The following is a 15285-nucleotide window of genomic DNA, read 5'->3' as shown; positions in this document are numbered from 1 at the left end:
TTTAAATTTATTTAGCAATTGGTTTTTGTCGTTTTTGCAGGTATTTGGCAATTAGTTTTTGACCTTTAGGAGTGGCAATACCATATAAAAAATGGTGTGTGATGGCCTCAGCCAATTCATCTAAACTGTGTTTGCCGGTTGCCTGTGTAAAAGATGGGTTGAATATTAAAAAAATTGATTCAATTCTGTAGGCTGCCATAATTTCAACCGGCAATTCACTCCTGTACAATTCCTCTTCAATTCCTCTTTTTAAATTGTTGGTAATTACCTGAAACAGGAATTTGTTTTTATGCTCATAAAATTGCTGAAAAGCTTTGGGATGGTATTTTTCCAGCTCAAACAAAAGCAGCGGGTTCATGTTTTTCAGCATTTCTTCAACCATTTCAATGGCCAGAAACACTTCATGAATGGCATTTTCGCTTTGGTTATATTGCAAATGGCAATAACTGGTATTTCTATTTATTTCTAAACGAATTACCTGCTCTACCAAATGGTCTTTATCGGTAAAATATTGATATAAGGTTTTTTTACTCATCCCTAATTGCGATGCAATTTCATCCATGCTAATACTGCGCACGCCAAAACGCATAAACAATTCATGGGCTTTTGCTATTATTCTCTCATCATGTTCCATAACGGCCGCAAAACTATGGAAACTTTTAACGTAGCCAAAGTTTCTATGCTGTTTTTTAATATTATTTTTACATGAATGGTATAGGGGAAGGATGAATGAACAAATAAACGTTCGGTTATCAGTTTTTTGAATTGAGAATAAGTTTGTAAAGGTTGTTGGGTAAAATAAATTTTAAACATGTAAACAGGCCATTTTTTGTTGAATACAATTTTTTTCAGTGACTGACCGGCAAAGTGAATATGCCAGCATTAAACAATTTTTTTATATTTGTATGATGCGCATGATACAAATAGCTAAGCAACAGATAATAATAATGGTTGTTTGTAAATATCCATTGTTTAATGCCGCATGATTTCTCTTACTTCAACCGTATTGCCTTCTCCCTGAAATACCGGCGCACCTTTTGCAAATTGGGCTGCTTCTTCAGCCGATTCGGCCCTGATGAGAATAAATCCGCCAAGGATTTCTTTAATATCTCCTAATGGTCCGTTGGTAACCATTTTGTTATGGTGTACTACTTTTGCGTCTTCAAACAATAAACCGGTACCACTCATAAACTTGTTTTGGGCAGCAATACTGTTTACCCATTCCATTTGTTACTGCATCCAAATTTGCATTTGTTCGGGAGAAACTTTTCCTGTAGCGTTTTCGTGTCTGAAAATTAGTAAAAACTCTTCCATGGCTTTTTAATTTTAATGAATGATGAATAGTTGCAGTGTATCTATTTATAACAATTGATACGGCTAAAAAGGGACATGCCGCTTCCATCAATTATTTGAATTTACTAAATTGATGCATTGTTATTATCCGTTTTTGGCAATAAAAAAAGTAAAATGGCATCCTGCATTTTTATATGCATATTTATTGTAAACTTGTGGTATGAAAAAGGAACGATTTTCCTTGATATTTCAACTCTTTCTCCGAAATATTTTTAAATATTTCTTACAAGGGCTTGCCGTACTTGCCCCCATTGGTATTACCATTTGGCTGGTTATTAGTTTGTTTAATTTTATTGATGGCATTCTTCCCAATATTATTCACGCCATTTTTCCGAGTTTAATAAAGGTAGATTCCGATGGCAGTCTGAAACGTATACCCGGTGTTGGTTTTATAGTAGTGCTCACTTTGGTTTTATTAGTGGGTCGTATTTCTTCCTCATTTATTTTCTCTAAAATTGTAGAAGCTTTTGATTCTATTTTGGAACATACCCCTGGTGTAAAATTTATTTATTCATCGGTAAAAGATTTTTTTGAAGCATTTTCGGGCAACAAAAAGAAATTTGATAAGCCGGTAATGGTGAATGTAGATGCTACTGATGTTTGGAGAATGGGGTTTATTACCAATAAAGATGCTGCCGGCTTAAACCTGCCCGACCATATTGTAGTATATGTGCCACATTCTTACGCCATTAGCGGCATAACCTATATTGTTCCAAAAGATCGGGTACGTATTATTCGCAATTTAAATGCTGCAGATGCCATGAAATTTATCATTAGCGGCGGCATTACCGAACACGATTAAACCCAATACTCTTTTAATGCATATTTATTAACGGCCTGCTTTGCTGCTATTTGATTAAATTGCAGCACTTTTTTTAGCAACCATGAAAAAACATAATTTTAATTCCGGCCCCTCTATTTTGCCGGCTACGGTAATAGAACAGGCTGCTGCGGCCTTACACGATTTTAATGGCATTGGCTTATCTATCCTTGAAATTGGGCATCGTACCGATTGGTTTGTAGCAGTATTAGAAGAAGCAAAAATGTTGGTAAAACAACTGATGCAGTTGAATGATGATTATGAAGTTTTGTTTTTACACGGCGGAGCCACCACGCAATTCATGCAAATTCCCATGAATTTTTTATCGCCCGGCGAAACTGCCGCTTATTGCGATAACGGCATTTGGGGCAGTAAGGCTATACAGGAGGCGGGTTATTTTGGGAATGTTCATATTGCAGCTTCTTCTAAAGATAAAAATCATACGTATATTCCTAAAAATTTATCGCTGCCTGAAAAAGCCAATTACCTGCATATTACCACCAACAATACGGTTGAAGGAACACAGTGGCATCAAATACCACCCACAAATTTGCCATTAGTAGCCGATATGAGCAGCGATATTTTTAGCCGACCCATGCCCTTTAATCAATTTTCATTCATTTATGCGGGTGCACAAAAAAACATGGGTGCCGCAGGGGTAACATTGGTGGTCATCAAAAAAGAATGGGCAGCTTCGGTACAAAAGCCGGTGCCTCCCATTATGCACTATCAAAAACACATTGAAGCAAAATCGCTCATGAATACTCCGCCGGTTTTTGCTATTTATGTAGCATTATTAACCCTTAGATGGATTGTTGCAGAAGGTGGATTGGCTGCTATGAAAACAAGAAGCCGCCAAAAAGCTGACCTGTTATACCAAACGATTGACAGTTTACCCATTTTTACAACGGCCATTGCAAAAGAAGACAGAAGCTTAATGAATGCAGTATTTTTTATGAAAGAGGAAGCATTATTGCAGCCTTTTTTAAAAACCTGCACCGAAAATGGAATAATTGGTGTAAAAGGATACAGAACTGTAGGTGGCTTAAGGGTAAGCATGTATAATGCCTTACCGTTAGAAAGTGTTCAGGCATTTTGCCAACTGGCGAAGGATTTTGCACAAAAACACGGTTAAATTATTTTAAATCATTTAAACAAGTACGATAGCATGGCGATTATTCAACCTTTTAAAGCTTTAAGACCACAACCACAGTTTGCAAAACAAGTGGCCAGTAAACCTTACGATGTATTAAGCAGTGCCGAAGCAAAAATTGAAGCACAAGGCAATCCCGCTTCCTTTCTGCACATTACTAAAAGTGAAATTGATTTGCCCGAACAAATAGATGTTCATGCACCAGAAGTATATCTGCAAGCCAAACAAAATTTAGATGCATTTTTGAAAAGAGAAATACTGTTTTATGAATCAAAACCCTGTTATTACATTTATCGTTTAATTATGGATGGCAAAAGCCAAACCGGCTTGGTTTGTACCAGTGCAGTAGATGATTATGATAACAACATCATCAAAAAACATGAATTTACGCGGCCCGATAAAGAACAGGACCGTATTAATCACATAACCGTTACAGGTGCCCAAACAGGCAATGTATTTCTTGCTTACCGAAATGTTGATGCCATTGATGCTTTTATTACACAATGGACCACCGCTAAAACACCCGGGTACGATTTTGTGGCCGATGATGCCGTGCAACACAGCATTTGGGTAATTAACGATGGTGATGCTATTGAAACCATTACTAACCTGTTCGCAAAACATGTGCCGGTAACTTATATTGCCGATGGCCACCACCGGGCTGCTTCTGCTGCCAAAGTAAGGCAATCGTTCAATGGTAAAATACCTGAAGCCGCCAATTATTTTCTAACCACTTTATTCCCGGCTAATCAGTTATCGATAATGGATTATAACAGGGTAATATCAGACTTAAATGGGCATACACAGGAAAGTTTATTAGCAGCATTATCAAAAAAATTTACAGTTCATCTCGTCGGAGAAAAAGCATTGAAACCTGCTGCTTCGCACGAAATGGGTATGTACCTTAATGGCAACTGGTATCAATTAACCGCTAAACCCGGCAGCTTCAATACTGACCCCATTGGTATTTTAGATATTAGCATTTTGCAAAAAAATATTTTAGAACCCATATTTAATATTGTAGACCAGCGCACAGATAAAAGAATTGATTTTGTGGGTGGCATTAGAGGTATGGCAGCATTGGAAAGCCGCGTAAACAGCGGTGAAATGAAAGTGGCGTTCAGTTTATTTCCTGTTAGCATGGAACAATTATTCACCATTGCAGATACCAATAATGTAATGCCTCCTAAAAGCACCTGGTTTGAACCTAAATTACGCGATGGTTTATTAACACATTTAATTTATGAATAAGTGTATTTTCGCCAAAGCCTGAAATGTATTTTTATGAAACATGTTGTTTTTCTATGTTTTTTTGGTTTATTGGTAATAATGGCAAAGGCGCAAACCCAGGATGCTGCCCAGTTGTATAAAGATGGCAAACAATTAATGCAACAGGGCGATTACGATAATGCAGTAATGGTGCTGAACAATGCATTACAGCAAGATCCGAACAACTTAGACATACAAAAAGATTTGGCCTTCGCTAATTTTTTGAACAGAGATTATACCAGCGCCATTAATGTCAGCAAAAAAATTATTGCCCAACCTGGCGCCGATGAACAAGCCTATCAAATATTGGGCATGTGCTATAAAGCCATTGCAGAATACAAAGAGGCTGGCGATTTATATGAAAAAGGTTTAAAAAAATTCCCCAATAGTGGTGTATTATACAATGAATATGGCGAAATGTTGGCCATGAATAAAACATTAGACAAAGCCATTCAATATTGGGAAAAAGGCATTGAGGCAGACCCAAATTACAGCAGCAACTATTTCAATGCAGCCATGTATTATGCACAAAACAATGATAACCTGTTGTGGGTAATGTACTATGGCGAAATATTCATTAATTTGGAAAGTTACACTACCCGCACTGCCAGCATGAAAAGCACCATTTTAGATGCTTATAAAAAACTATATACCCAATACAAACCCGAGCAATGGGACAGCGGTTATAAAAAAACACCTTTTGCATTGGCCTTTTTTCAGGTGTTAAAAAATAGTATTTATCAAATTGCCACGGGTGTAACACCCGATAATTTAATGGCTGTAAGAACCCGTTTTATTTTGGATTGGTATAATAGCGGCCTAAACCAGCAATTTCCCTCCCGCCTTTTTGATCAGTGGCAATACTTTTTAAGAGATGGTATGTTTGAGGCCTATAACCAATGGATATTTGGTGCTGCTGCCAGTCCTGTTAATTATCAAAATTGGGTGCAAACACATACTGCACAGGCCGATGCTTTTAAACAATATCAGGCCAGTCGTATTTTTAAAATTCCTTTAGGCCAGTATTATCATCAATAATACACTTACTTAATATTAAAATGCCAGCATTGATTTAAGAAAATAGATTTTCTTATTCACCCCCTATCATTCCTGTTTTTTTAATTAACGATGTTTACTTAATTTGTATCGTGTTCAATATTAAAAACACCGTTACCGCAATATTTTAGTTTATAACGATTGCCAATATGATAACACCCAAAAGATTATTTGAAGTAACAGACCATCAATTGCAACATTTTCCAAAAGAAACCATGCTGGCAGCAAAAGAAAATGGGCAATGGCACAGCTACAGTACGCAGGATGTGCAGCAAACCGCCTTGCAATTAAGTGCCGGTCTTTTATCACTCGGTTTAAGTGGAAATGATTTTACGCCCGAAGGCAGCGATAAAGTAGCCATTATTAGTAATAACCGCCCTGAGTGGATTATTACCGATTTGGCTGTTCAGCAAACAGGAGCCATTTTGGTACCGCTTTATCCCACAACCAATCCGTTAGAAATTGAATTTATTTTAAACGATTCAAAAGTGACTACCCTTTTCATCAGTAGTGTTGATTTATTGGAAAAAATAAAATTTATTCAACCCAATGTTCCTACATTAAAAAATATTTTCACTTTTAACAAAATAGAAGGTGCCAGACATTGGAGTGAGTTATTGATAAAAGATGATGCAGCCCTGCAAAGGGTACAAACAATTCGGGCACAAATACCGGCTACACACTTGGCTACCATCATTTATACTTCCGGAACTACAGGTACCCCAAAGGGTGTAATGCTGAGCCATACCAATATTTACAGCAATGTAATGTTTAGTAAAGAAAGTTTCCCTTTTGAAGATGCACCACACACAAAAGTATTAAGCTTTTTACCACTCAATCACATATTTGAAAAAACGGTTACTTATATTTACCTGTATAGTGGTATATCTATTTATTACGCCGAAAGTTTAGAAACTATTGGCGATAATTTAAAAGAAGTACAACCCGATGGTTTTACAACGGTACCCCGTTTGTTAGAGAAAGTTTTTGAAAAAATTATGCATACCGGTAACCAGTTAACCGGTATAAAACGTTGGTTGTTTTTTTGGGCTGTATCATTGGGTACACAATACGATAATAGAATCAATAAAGGATTTTGGTACAATACACAACTGGCAATAGCCAATCGTCTTATTTTTAATAAGTGGCGTGCTGCTTTGGGAGGCAATGTGCAATATATTGTAACAGGTGGTGCCGCCTGTCAGGTTAAATTATTACGCATTTTTAATGCTGCCAAAATTCCCGTGTATGAGGGCTATGGACCTACCGAAAACAGTCCGGTAATTTGTGTAAACAGGAAAGCTGCAGGTGGAATGAAATTTGGCACAGTAGGCCCACCCATTAATGGTATTGAAGTGAAACTGGCAGATGATGGTGAAATTTTAGTAACCGGCCCTTGTGTAATGGTTGGTTATTATAAACGCCCCGATTTAACTGCCGAAGCTGTAATTGATGGATGGCTACATACCGGAGATATTGGTGTATGGGAAGATGGAACTTTTTTAAAAATTACCGACCGCAAAAAAGAATTGTTTAAAACCAGTGGAGGCAAATATGTAGCACCGCAACCCATTGAAAATAAATTAAAAGAAAATGCTTTCATTGAACAGGTATTGGTGGTAGGCCCCGAAAGAAAATTTGTTGGAGCACTTATTGTTCCCAGTTTCAGTACATTACAATCATGGATGAAAGAAAATAATATACCTTTTACAACAAATCAACAGGCTATTGAAAACCCCAAAGTATTGGAACATTACAATAAAATAATTGATAAATACAACCAGTTATTCAACCACGTGGAACAAATAAAAAAATTTAGATTATTGCCTGTTGAATGGAGCATTGAAACCGGTGAAATGACACCAAAAATGAGCCTGCGCAGAAAAATTATTATGGAAAAATATGCAGCAGATATTGAAAAAATTTATGCTGAAAATAATAACTAACCTAAATTGCAGCAACGCCTTTATTTTTCAATTTAAAACATATATGTATGCTTCGTAACATTGGATTAATAACTATAATGGGTATTTTTTTGGCAGCTTGTTCTACTAATAACACTAAAAAAATAATGATTGTAGCTACCGGTAATATAGATGTTAATATGGATGCCAAAACCATTACCCTTAGTGGGGGAGCCGGCTCAAATGACAAAACAGTTGACTTTAATGTTGCAGGACCATTAACGCTTACTCTTAAGGATGAAGACGGTAAAAGCTCTGCCATTTCGGTAAATGATAATGGCTATTATATTTTGAATGCAAGAAAGGATACCATTGCAGGGGCTTATCAAAATTATAGTGCACCTAAAACTAAAGTAGATACCATTAAACAGGAAACCATTGAAAGAGGAATTGACTCATTGAGCCAACTGATTGAAGGTAAAAATGTAAGTGCAACCAATCGCAATTTTTTTGTTACGCCAAGTAATATTGTAAAAATTACAGCGAATATGGATGCTTTTGTAGTGCCCCCTTTTCACAGAATGACCTCGATTGAAAAAGTAGGCGATAAAGAACCGGAAGTATACCGTTTTTACACATCAAATGAAATAAGGGAAAAGCTTGCAAAATTAAAAGCCTTAACGGCACCACCAACGGTAAAATAAATTTAAGGTACTGGATCATGGCCATGGCCACCCCAGGGATGGCATGAACTGATACGTTTAATAGAAAGCCAACCACCTTTAAAAATGCCATATTTTTTTAATGCCTCAATGGCATATTGTGAGCAGGTGGGCGTATACCGGCATTTAGGGCCAATATTGGGCGATATGACGTATTGATAAAATTTTATCAACCCAATCAAAGGCCAACTAAGTATTTTTAGTATCCATTTCATGCAAAATCTGGTACAATTGAACCAGTAATTTATGTGATGCCGAATGTAGTTTTTGCTGATTGGGCATTTCCTTTCCAACATAAATAATAAACAAATACAGTTGGTGTGGCTTTTCAGTCAATAATTGCTGCAGTTTAACTTTATTTAACCGGTATGCTTCACGCATTAATCTTTTAATCCGATTGCGTTGTACCGCCTTTTTGAAATGTCGGCTGCTAACCGTTACCCCTGCTTTTAACACCGCATCATCACCCGTTCGTGGTGCTATTTGATATAAAATTTTAAAAGGATAACTGTACAGTTGCATACCTTTCACAAACAAAACCTCAATTTGCTTGCGGCTTTTTAATTTTTCGTGTTTGGAATATGAAAAAAGGCCAGACATATTTAAAAAATTATACATGAAAAAAGCCTCATCCCGAAGGTGAGGCTTTTAAAGATATGAATAGAATTGAAATTGACTATTTTAATCCTTTCTCGCTGGATACGGTTAATTTTTTGCGACCCTTCCTTCTGCGACTGGCTAATACCTTTCTTCCATTAGCAGTTTGCATACGTTTGCGAAAACCGTGAACCGATTTACGGCGACGCTTATGTGGTTGGAATGTACGTTTCATAATAATTTTATTTTTCTAACCCAATAATAATTTTTCAACTTCAACAGTGGCCACCATACCACTCTTTTGTGAAAGGATGGCAAAGGTAAGGGCACAGACTGAAAATTTGAACTTTTGCCCTAATTTTTTTTAACTCAGCCTATTTCTGCTCATTCAAATGCAAAAAAACATGAAGCGGAATGCAAATATTATTGAAAAAGAGGTATACAAAAGCAGTTTTAACCTATTTCTACCTGCATGGCCTGAATGGGTAGTTCATAAAATAACCCGGCCTGTTGCTCAAAATTTTTTGAATCATCCGTAGTAAAAAAAGATTTACTGCCATTTTTGGTGCATTTTTCATCCATTTCAGGATGTCGCATTAAGTAGTTCTGCAAACTTTTGGCTACAATTCCACCTTGCACAATTACCTGAATATGTGGCGGTAATGCGGCTTTAATTTTATTGAACAATAGCGGATAATGCGTGCAGGCTAGTAAAACCGTATCAATAGCTGCACTTTGCGCCAATAATTGTTGCGTGTATTTAGTAACAAAATAATCGGCGCCGGCATTAAGGTGTTCGTTATTTTCGATCAGTGGTACCCACATAGGACAGGCCTGTTGCCAAATCTTTACTTCGGGAAAAAACTTTTTAATTTCGAGTGGATAAGATTGTGATGATACCGTTCCCTGGGTACCCATTATACCGATATGCCCAGTTTTGGAAAATGACCCAATAACTTCGGCTGAAGGCCTGATGACACCCAACACACGTTTATGAGCCCCAATAACCGGTAGATTTTTTTGCTGAATGGTACGCAATGCCTTAGCAGATGCTGTATTACATGCTACAATCACCAACGAACAACCCCGGGCAAAAAACCATTCTACACATTGCAGGGTATAATGATAAACCGTTTCAAAACTGCGTGAACCATACGGAGTTCTGGCATTATCACCCAAATAGATATAATCATATTGCGGCAATAAAGCAGTTACTTCTTTTAAAACAGTTAACCCGCCATAACCACTGTCGAATACGCCAATTGGACCCTTCTGTGTTAGCATAGCTCAAAAATAAGAAAGCATCCGACCTTTTCATGCTGCGGATACTTCTTTATTGATGTTTAAAATATTTTTAGTGTTTCACAGGTGCTTTAGAGGGTGTTGTTCCACCTGAAGTACTAATACCCAACGCTTTTATTTGGTCTTCCAGTTCTTTGGGTAAAGGAATTTTCATTTTAGCCAGTACACGTAATGTTAATTCCTCCGATTTTTCAGCATACAACAGTGCATCGGGTTTAAATACATAATTATATTTTTGCTCTGCCATTACAGTCTGAAAAGCCTTTCCAATTATATCATAATATGGCTGCAATAATTGCTGTTGTTTTTGTTGCATCATTTGGTTTTGGTATTGCTGCCAGTTTTGGAGTTTGGCAAACTGATCAGCCAAATCTTTCTGCATAATTGATTTCATACTGGAATTCATACGGGCAGAATCTGCTTTGTAAATACTGTCTTTTCTTTTAAACTCGCTAATGGCATAATCTCTTTGTACATTCAGCGAATCGGTCATGTATTGATTCAAAAGCGTATCTACTTTTTGAATACCGGGCATTAATGCCAAAACATTTTGTTCATCGAAAATACCAATTTTAATGTTTTGGGCCATTGTAGTGCCCACCATTACCATACTCAAACCAAGGGCGGCAAATAATACTATTGCTTTCTTCATTTTTTTTGTTTTATAGATTGTTTTTTGTTTGTGTTATTTTAAGGTTTTATACCCAGTTCGCGCAGTACATCATCACTCTTATCTAATTTTGGGTCGACAAATATAACAGTAATTCCTTCACTTTTATCCAGAACAAAATCATAAGCTTTTTCAACAGCAATTTTTTGAATGGCATTGTATACTTTGTCTTGAATTGGCTTTATCAATCGTTGGCGTTCTTTAAACACATCTCCATCATAACCGAACCTTTTTTTCTGCAAATCACGTACCTCTTTTTCTTTATTAAACAATTCTGCTTCGCGTTTATTTTTTAGTTCATCGCTTAACATTACCTGTTCAGCGGCATAATTTTTATACATCTGATCCAGTGCAGCCTGTTTATCATCTATTTCTTTTTGCCACTGCTCACTAATCAGTTGAATTTGTTTATTTGCCTGAACATATTCGGGCATTTTGTTTAAAATATACTTGGTATCTATTACGGCATAACGTTGCGCCTGCACTGCACCCAGACTGAGCAGGATACAGCCAATCAGTAAAAATGATAATTTTTTCATACCTGTATTTTTCAATTTATGAACATCCTCCTGCTTGGTTGCAGTGGCTGTATTTAACCATACAAATTAAGCAAATTCAATACAATCCTATTCCGGTTCAAATCCTAACATAAAGGTAAATCTGGAAATATCTTTTAAGCTGGCACCGGGAGTATACCTATCTAACCCTATTCCATAATCAAATCCCAGCAATCCGAACATGGGCAAAAAGAAGCGCATACCCACACCCACTGAACGCCTTAATTGGAAAGGGTTGTAATCTTTTAAATCATACCATCCATTGGCTGCTTCAAAAAAGGATTCTGCATAAATAGTACTACTCGGGTTTAAACTTAATGGATATCTTAATTCTGCCGTATACTTATTAAACATGGTGAAGTACTGACTGGCGCCGGTTTGATCAGGGTTGATTCTTGGATTAGAAGTTTCATACACTGGATAACCTCTTTGCGAAATGATATCATATCCAATTAAAGCATACTGGTTACTTAAACCGGCATCACCCAACTGAAAACGCTCGAACGGCGAAATTTGCAATTGCGGATTATACCTTCCCAGAAAACCAAACTTAGCAGCTAATTTCAATACAAACATTTTATTGTGATCTTCACCGGTGCCTTTGCTTAAAGGCACATACCATTCACCATTAAAGCGCCATTTGTGGTATTCAATAAAATTGTACGGATCGTTTTGTGTAACCACACCCGGATTAAATGCTGAGTATGGCGGTGTTACTGCTAAACTGGCCAAAAATGTAGAACCCGAAGTTGGGAATAAAGGCTGGTTAACAGAAGATCGTTGCAATGCAACTTTAAAGTTGAAGTTATTGGAAATACCATTGTTAAATAAGGTTCCATCCCTCAATTTCAACTGTTGGCTGATGGCATAATTCACCAATTGATAACGCGTATAGTTTACAGAGAATGAAAGGGAAAAATAATCATCGGGCCAGGTTAACTGTTTGCTATAAGATACCGAAGCACCGGTTGTTTTTAGGAATGAACGACCTGCTGCTGCTGCAGTATAGGTACCGGTAAGCGGGTCGTAGGCATTGGCAAATTTGGTATCGTAAATAGAAAAAGTTAATGCATTTCTTTTTTTACCCCCTACCCAGGGTTCAGTGAAAGAGAAATTATAGGAACGAAATGCCCGCCCGTTACTTTGTACACGGAAACTCAATTTTTGTCCATCGCCCATTGGTAATGGGTCCCAGGCTTTTTTACTGAATATATTTTTGATGGAGAAGTTATTGAAGGAAACACCCACTGTTCCGGTTAATCCAATAGCACCACCCCAGCCGGCACTCAGCTCCAGCTGATCGCTTGATTTTTCTTCCAATGTATAGTTAATATCTACTGTTCCATCATCAGGGTTAGGAATAGGATTAATGCCAATTTTTTCCTGATTAAAATAATTTAACTGCGCAATTTCACGCTGAGAGCGAATTAGATCGGTTCTACTAAATTTCTCACCCGGAATGGTGCGTAATTCGCGTCGGATAACATATTCTTTTGTTTTATCATTGCCTGAAATCCGTACATTTTTAATAGTAGCTTGTGGACCTTCTACCATCCTGATTTCATAATCGATGGTATCATTGTATACTGCAGTTTCAACCGGATCAGCTCTGAAGAAAAGGTAACCATTATCTAAATACAAGCTGCTGATATCGGCACTACCATCGGGAGCACCGCCACCTTTACCCAGGCGCTTGTTCAATATTTCCATATTGTACGTATCGCCTTTTTTAATGCCGAGTATTACAGTTAAAATAGAATCAGAATAAATGGTATTTCCCCTCCAGCTAATGTTTCCAAAATAATATTTATGGCCTTCACTTATTGCAATATCAATATCTAAATTTCCTTTTGAATTTTTAAATACCTGGTCTTTTACAATTTGAGCATCGCGGTAACCAATGGAGTTATAAAAATCAATAATCGATTCTTTGTCTTCGTTATATTTCTTCTCATTATATTTGGCAGAAACAAAGGGTTTTATGCGGATATATGGAGCTACTACTTTACGTGTATCTGTAAAGTTTAAAAAGCCTTTATCACGCATGTATTGTTGAAAAGTATAGGGTTGTGGTTTAATAAACCCGCTGGAATCAATCGATGGGAATAAGGTTAAATGGCCTTTTTCTTTGGTTCCCTTCATTTGTTTTTTTAGTTTGGCGGCATCTACAGTATTGCCGGCAAAATAAATATCGCTGATTTTAATTTTTCCGCCCCTGTCTACCACAAATACCAAATCCATTGAATTAGAACGGGTAGAATCTTTTATTTCCTGAATGGTTACATGGGCATTTTGATAGCCTTTATCGAAGAAATATTTACGAATGGCTTCTGAAGCAGTACGTTTCATGTTTTCGGTAACTACCCTTCCCGGCACTAGTCCGGTTTTGGAATTTAAATCGTCGGTAGCTCCTTTCCCAATGCCTTTAAAATAAAATTTTGAGAGGCGTGGCCTTTCGGTAACATTTATTTCAATGTCAATATTAGTACCTACTAATTTGGTAATATAAATTTCAACATTCGAGAAGTAATTCTGACTCCATAATTTATTAATGGCTCTTGAAAAATTATCGCCGCCCGGAATCACCACTTCATCACCCACATTTAATCCGGAGATCGAAATCAGCAGGTTTTCATCAAAATATTTGTTGCCGGTTACTTTAATGGATTCAATTTTATATTTTTTAGGTGTTTTTTGATTGAAGATGTTAATCAGATCTGCATCTATAGAGGTAATGGTTGTATCGGCTTTTTGTTGGGCATATACACACAGGTGAAAGGAACTAAGAAATAAAGCAAGAGTCAAAAGCTTAAGCGTTTTCTGCATCCGAATAGGGTTTTTTGGTATGGTTGCCGTTCTATTGTACCATAAAAAAGTAGCATTAGACAGTTGTTTCAGCATATATTAACTGGAGCAAATTAAAGGGAATAATTAAAAGTGTTTGTTAAATCGGCCGTTAAATTCATCACAATAGCATATTAAATTTTTATTTGTGTATTTCCTTCGCTTTAATTTGCCTGCTAATTTTTCCAAAACGCCGCTCCCGCATTTGAAAGTCGATAATGGCTTCATAAAGGTTTTCTTTTCTAAAGTCGGGCCAGCGTGTATTGGTAAAATACAATTCGGCATACGCCAATTGGTATAATAAAAAATTACTGATTCTATACTCTCCACTGGTTCTAATCATCAATTCTGGATCGGGCAGGTTACTGGTGCTCAGGTATTTTTGCAAGGTATCCTGATTAATGCTATCGGGTTCAATTTTACCGGCCTTTACATCTTTTGCAATGTTTTTTACGGCATTTACCAACTCCCATCGGCTACTGTAACTTAATGCCATTACCAGATTTAAACCTGTATTGGCGGCAGTAAGCTCCAGAGCTTCGTTTAAAGCTGTTCTGGCAAAATCGGGTAACATACGCAACTCTCCAATTACGTGTAACCGAATGTTGTTTTTGTTCAACACCGGCACCTCCTTGCGAATGGTTTCAACCAGCAATGCCATTAACCCTTCTACTTCGGGTTGTGGTCTGTCCCAATTTTCGGTGCTAAATGCATATAATGTAAGGTATTCAATGCCCAGCTCTGCACATCCTTCTACAATATTACGTACACTTTCTACCCCATGAAAATGGCCATATAAGCGCTCCTGACCCTTTTCTTCTGCCCAACGGCCATTGCCATCCATAATAATAGCAATATGGCGGGGTAGTCTGGATGTATCAATTTGTTGTAATAAGGCTTGCATGTAAAACCCGTACTATTTTGTAGCGGCAAATGTATGGAAAGCAATGGGTTTGTAGATAAAAATATAGCAGTAGGGAGCAAGGTTTTATTGCTTTTTTATCCGGCAATTCTTTATTGCTCTAAAAAGTATAGGTA

Annotated in this window: 17 protein-coding genes; 6 read left to right on the top strand and 11 right to left on the bottom strand. The window is 37.1% G+C overall.

Translation table 11 applies throughout. The features are described from left to right. Positions 1-7 precede the first annotated feature (7 nt). The 3 genes from JK139_RS10285 to JK139_RS10275 form a co-directional block, all read right to left on the bottom strand. A complete protein-coding gene (locus JK139_RS10285) occupies positions 8-634 on the bottom strand; it encodes a TetR/AcrR family transcriptional regulator (protein ID WP_074420800.1) in 627 nt (208 codons plus the stop codon). Further along, positions 613-813 carry a hypothetical protein gene (locus JK139_RS10280; protein ID WP_075051804.1) on the bottom strand — a complete coding sequence of 67 codons (201 nt, stop codon included), beginning with the start codon at positions 811-813 and terminating at the stop codon, positions 613-615. Before JK139_RS10280 ends, JK139_RS10285 begins: the two co-directional genes overlap by 22 nt. Positions 814-972: 159 nt before the next feature. Beyond that, positions 973-1227 carry a YciI family protein gene (locus tag JK139_RS10275; protein WP_228733202.1) on the bottom strand — a complete coding sequence of 85 codons (255 nt, stop codon included), beginning with the start codon at positions 1225-1227 and terminating at the stop codon, positions 973-975. 286 nt (positions 1228-1513) lie between these two features. On the opposite strand from JK139_RS10275, the gene JK139_RS10270 reads away from it, so the two are divergent. From JK139_RS10270 to JK139_RS10245, 6 genes are all read left to right on the top strand, one after another. Continuing rightward, complete coding sequence (locus JK139_RS10270) at positions 1514-2155, top strand: DUF502 domain-containing protein (RefSeq protein ID WP_074420801.1); 642 nt, start codon at positions 1514-1516, stop codon at positions 2153-2155. An 82-nt stretch (positions 2156-2237) separates the two neighbouring features. Next, complete coding sequence (gene serC / locus JK139_RS10265; RefSeq protein WP_075051803.1) at positions 2238-3308, top strand: 3-phosphoserine/phosphohydroxythreonine transaminase; 1071 nt, start codon at positions 2238-2240, stop codon at positions 3306-3308. A 33-nt stretch (positions 3309-3341) separates the two neighbouring features. After that, positions 3342-4577, top strand: coding sequence for a DUF1015 domain-containing protein (locus tag JK139_RS10260; protein ID WP_218331227.1), 1236 nt, complete (start codon positions 3342-3344; stop codon positions 4575-4577). A 33-nt stretch (positions 4578-4610) separates the two neighbouring features. After that, the gene (locus JK139_RS10255) at positions 4611-5633 is read left to right on the top strand and encodes a tetratricopeptide repeat protein (RefSeq protein WP_218331226.1); all 1023 of its coding nucleotides are present in this window, start codon (positions 4611-4613) and stop codon (positions 5631-5633) included. Between the two features lie 167 nt (positions 5634-5800). Further along, the gene (locus JK139_RS10250) at positions 5801-7597 is read left to right on the top strand and encodes an AMP-dependent synthetase/ligase (protein WP_218331225.1); all 1797 of its coding nucleotides are present in this window, start codon (positions 5801-5803) and stop codon (positions 7595-7597) included. Positions 7598-7644: 47 nt separating this feature from the next. Then, positions 7645-8259, top strand: a complete 615-nt coding sequence (locus tag JK139_RS10245) for a hypothetical protein (protein WP_218331224.1) — start codon at positions 7645-7647, stop codon at positions 8257-8259. Between the two features lie 2 nt (positions 8260-8261). Here JK139_RS10245 and yidD read toward each other — a convergent pair whose 3' ends face one another. The 8 genes from yidD to JK139_RS10205 all read right to left on the bottom strand — a co-directional run bounded on the left by yidD (position 8262) and on the right by JK139_RS10205 (position 15151). Then, the gene (gene yidD / locus JK139_RS10240; protein WP_074419623.1) at positions 8262-8492 is read right to left on the bottom strand and encodes a membrane protein insertion efficiency factor YidD; all 231 of its coding nucleotides are present in this window, start codon (positions 8490-8492) and stop codon (positions 8262-8264) included. Further along, a complete protein-coding gene (gene rnpA, locus JK139_RS10235; RefSeq protein WP_074419627.1) occupies positions 8467-8877 on the bottom strand; it encodes a ribonuclease P protein component in 411 nt (136 codons plus the stop codon). Before rnpA ends, yidD begins: the two co-directional genes overlap by 26 nt. A gap of 76 nt (positions 8878-8953) precedes the next feature. Next, positions 8954-9109 carry a 50S ribosomal protein L34 gene (rpmH, locus tag JK139_RS10230; protein ID WP_074419624.1) on the bottom strand — a complete coding sequence of 52 codons (156 nt, stop codon included), beginning with the start codon at positions 9107-9109 and terminating at the stop codon, positions 8954-8956. A 218-nt stretch (positions 9110-9327) separates the two neighbouring features. Further along, positions 9328-10158: a glutamate racemase gene (gene murI, locus JK139_RS10225; protein ID WP_218331223.1), complete on the bottom strand. Its 831-nt coding sequence runs from the start codon at positions 10156-10158 to the stop codon at positions 9328-9330. 70 nt (positions 10159-10228) lie between these two features. Further along, the gene (locus tag JK139_RS10220) at positions 10229-10828 is read right to left on the bottom strand and encodes an OmpH family outer membrane protein (RefSeq protein ID WP_218331222.1); all 600 of its coding nucleotides are present in this window, start codon (positions 10826-10828) and stop codon (positions 10229-10231) included. Between the two features lie 38 nt (positions 10829-10866). Next, a complete protein-coding gene (locus tag JK139_RS10215) occupies positions 10867-11385 on the bottom strand; it encodes an OmpH family outer membrane protein (protein ID WP_068243730.1) in 519 nt (172 codons plus the stop codon). Between the two features lie 87 nt (positions 11386-11472). After that, the gene (locus tag JK139_RS10210) at positions 11473-14304 is read right to left on the bottom strand and encodes a BamA/OMP85 family outer membrane protein (RefSeq protein ID WP_228733201.1); all 2832 of its coding nucleotides are present in this window, start codon (positions 14302-14304) and stop codon (positions 11473-11475) included. Positions 14305-14389: 85 nt separating this feature from the next. Next, positions 14390-15151, bottom strand: coding sequence for an isoprenyl transferase (locus JK139_RS10205; protein ID WP_218331221.1), 762 nt, complete (start codon positions 15149-15151; stop codon positions 14390-14392). Positions 15152-15285 lie beyond the last annotated feature (134 nt).

It is taken from the genome of Hydrotalea lipotrueae, from assembly GCF_019249625.1.
In the GTDB taxonomy this organism is placed as follows: Bacteria; Bacteroidota; Bacteroidia; order Chitinophagales; family Chitinophagaceae; genus Hydrotalea; species Hydrotalea flava.
The sequence above is the reverse complement of the archived record's forward strand: the minus strand, read 5'-3'. Positions and strand labels throughout refer to the sequence as shown.

Bases quoted from the DNA above. Each gene is read 5' to 3' on its own strand.
- JK139_RS10285 (WP_074420800.1), bottom strand. From the start codon at position 634: ATGGAACATGATGAGAGAATAATAGCAAAAGCCCATGAATTGTTTATG.
- JK139_RS10280 (WP_075051804.1), bottom strand. From the start codon at position 813: ATGTTTAAAATTTATTTTACCCAACAACCTTTACAAACTTATTCTCAA.
- JK139_RS10275 (WP_228733202.1), bottom strand. From the start codon at position 1,227: ATGGAATGGGTAAACAGTATTGCTGCCCAAAACAAGTTTATGAGTGGT.
- JK139_RS10270 (WP_074420801.1), top strand. From the start codon at position 1,514: ATGAAAAAGGAACGATTTTCCTTGATATTTCAACTCTTTCTCCGAAAT.
- serC (WP_075051803.1), top strand. From the start codon at position 2,238: ATGAAAAAACATAATTTTAATTCCGGCCCCTCTATTTTGCCGGCTACG.
- JK139_RS10260 (WP_218331227.1), top strand. From the start codon at position 3,342: ATGGCGATTATTCAACCTTTTAAAGCTTTAAGACCACAACCACAGTTT.
- JK139_RS10255 (WP_218331226.1), top strand. From the start codon at position 4,611: ATGAAACATGTTGTTTTTCTATGTTTTTTTGGTTTATTGGTAATAATG.
- JK139_RS10250 (WP_218331225.1), top strand. From the start codon at position 5,801: ATGATAACACCCAAAAGATTATTTGAAGTAACAGACCATCAATTGCAA.
- JK139_RS10245 (WP_218331224.1), top strand. From the start codon at position 7,645: ATGCTTCGTAACATTGGATTAATAACTATAATGGGTATTTTTTTGGCA.
- yidD (WP_074419623.1), bottom strand. From the start codon at position 8,492: ATGAAATGGATACTAAAAATACTTAGTTGGCCTTTGATTGGGTTGATA.
- rnpA (WP_074419627.1), bottom strand. From the start codon at position 8,877: ATGTCTGGCCTTTTTTCATATTCCAAACACGAAAAATTAAAAAGCCGC.
- rpmH (WP_074419624.1), bottom strand. From the start codon at position 9,109: ATGAAACGTACATTCCAACCACATAAGCGTCGCCGTAAATCGGTTCAC.
- murI (WP_218331223.1), bottom strand. From the start codon at position 10,158: ATGCTAACACAGAAGGGTCCAATTGGCGTATTCGACAGTGGTTATGGC.
- JK139_RS10220 (WP_218331222.1), bottom strand. From the start codon at position 10,828: ATGAAGAAAGCAATAGTATTATTTGCCGCCCTTGGTTTGAGTATGGTA.
- JK139_RS10215 (WP_068243730.1), bottom strand. From the start codon at position 11,385: ATGAAAAAATTATCATTTTTACTGATTGGCTGTATCCTGCTCAGTCTG.
- JK139_RS10210 (WP_228733201.1), bottom strand. From the start codon at position 14,304: ATGCTGAAACAACTGTCTAATGCTACTTTTTTATGGTACAATAGAACG.
- JK139_RS10205 (WP_218331221.1), bottom strand. From the start codon at position 15,151: ATGCAAGCCTTATTACAACAAATTGATACATCCAGACTACCCCGCCAT.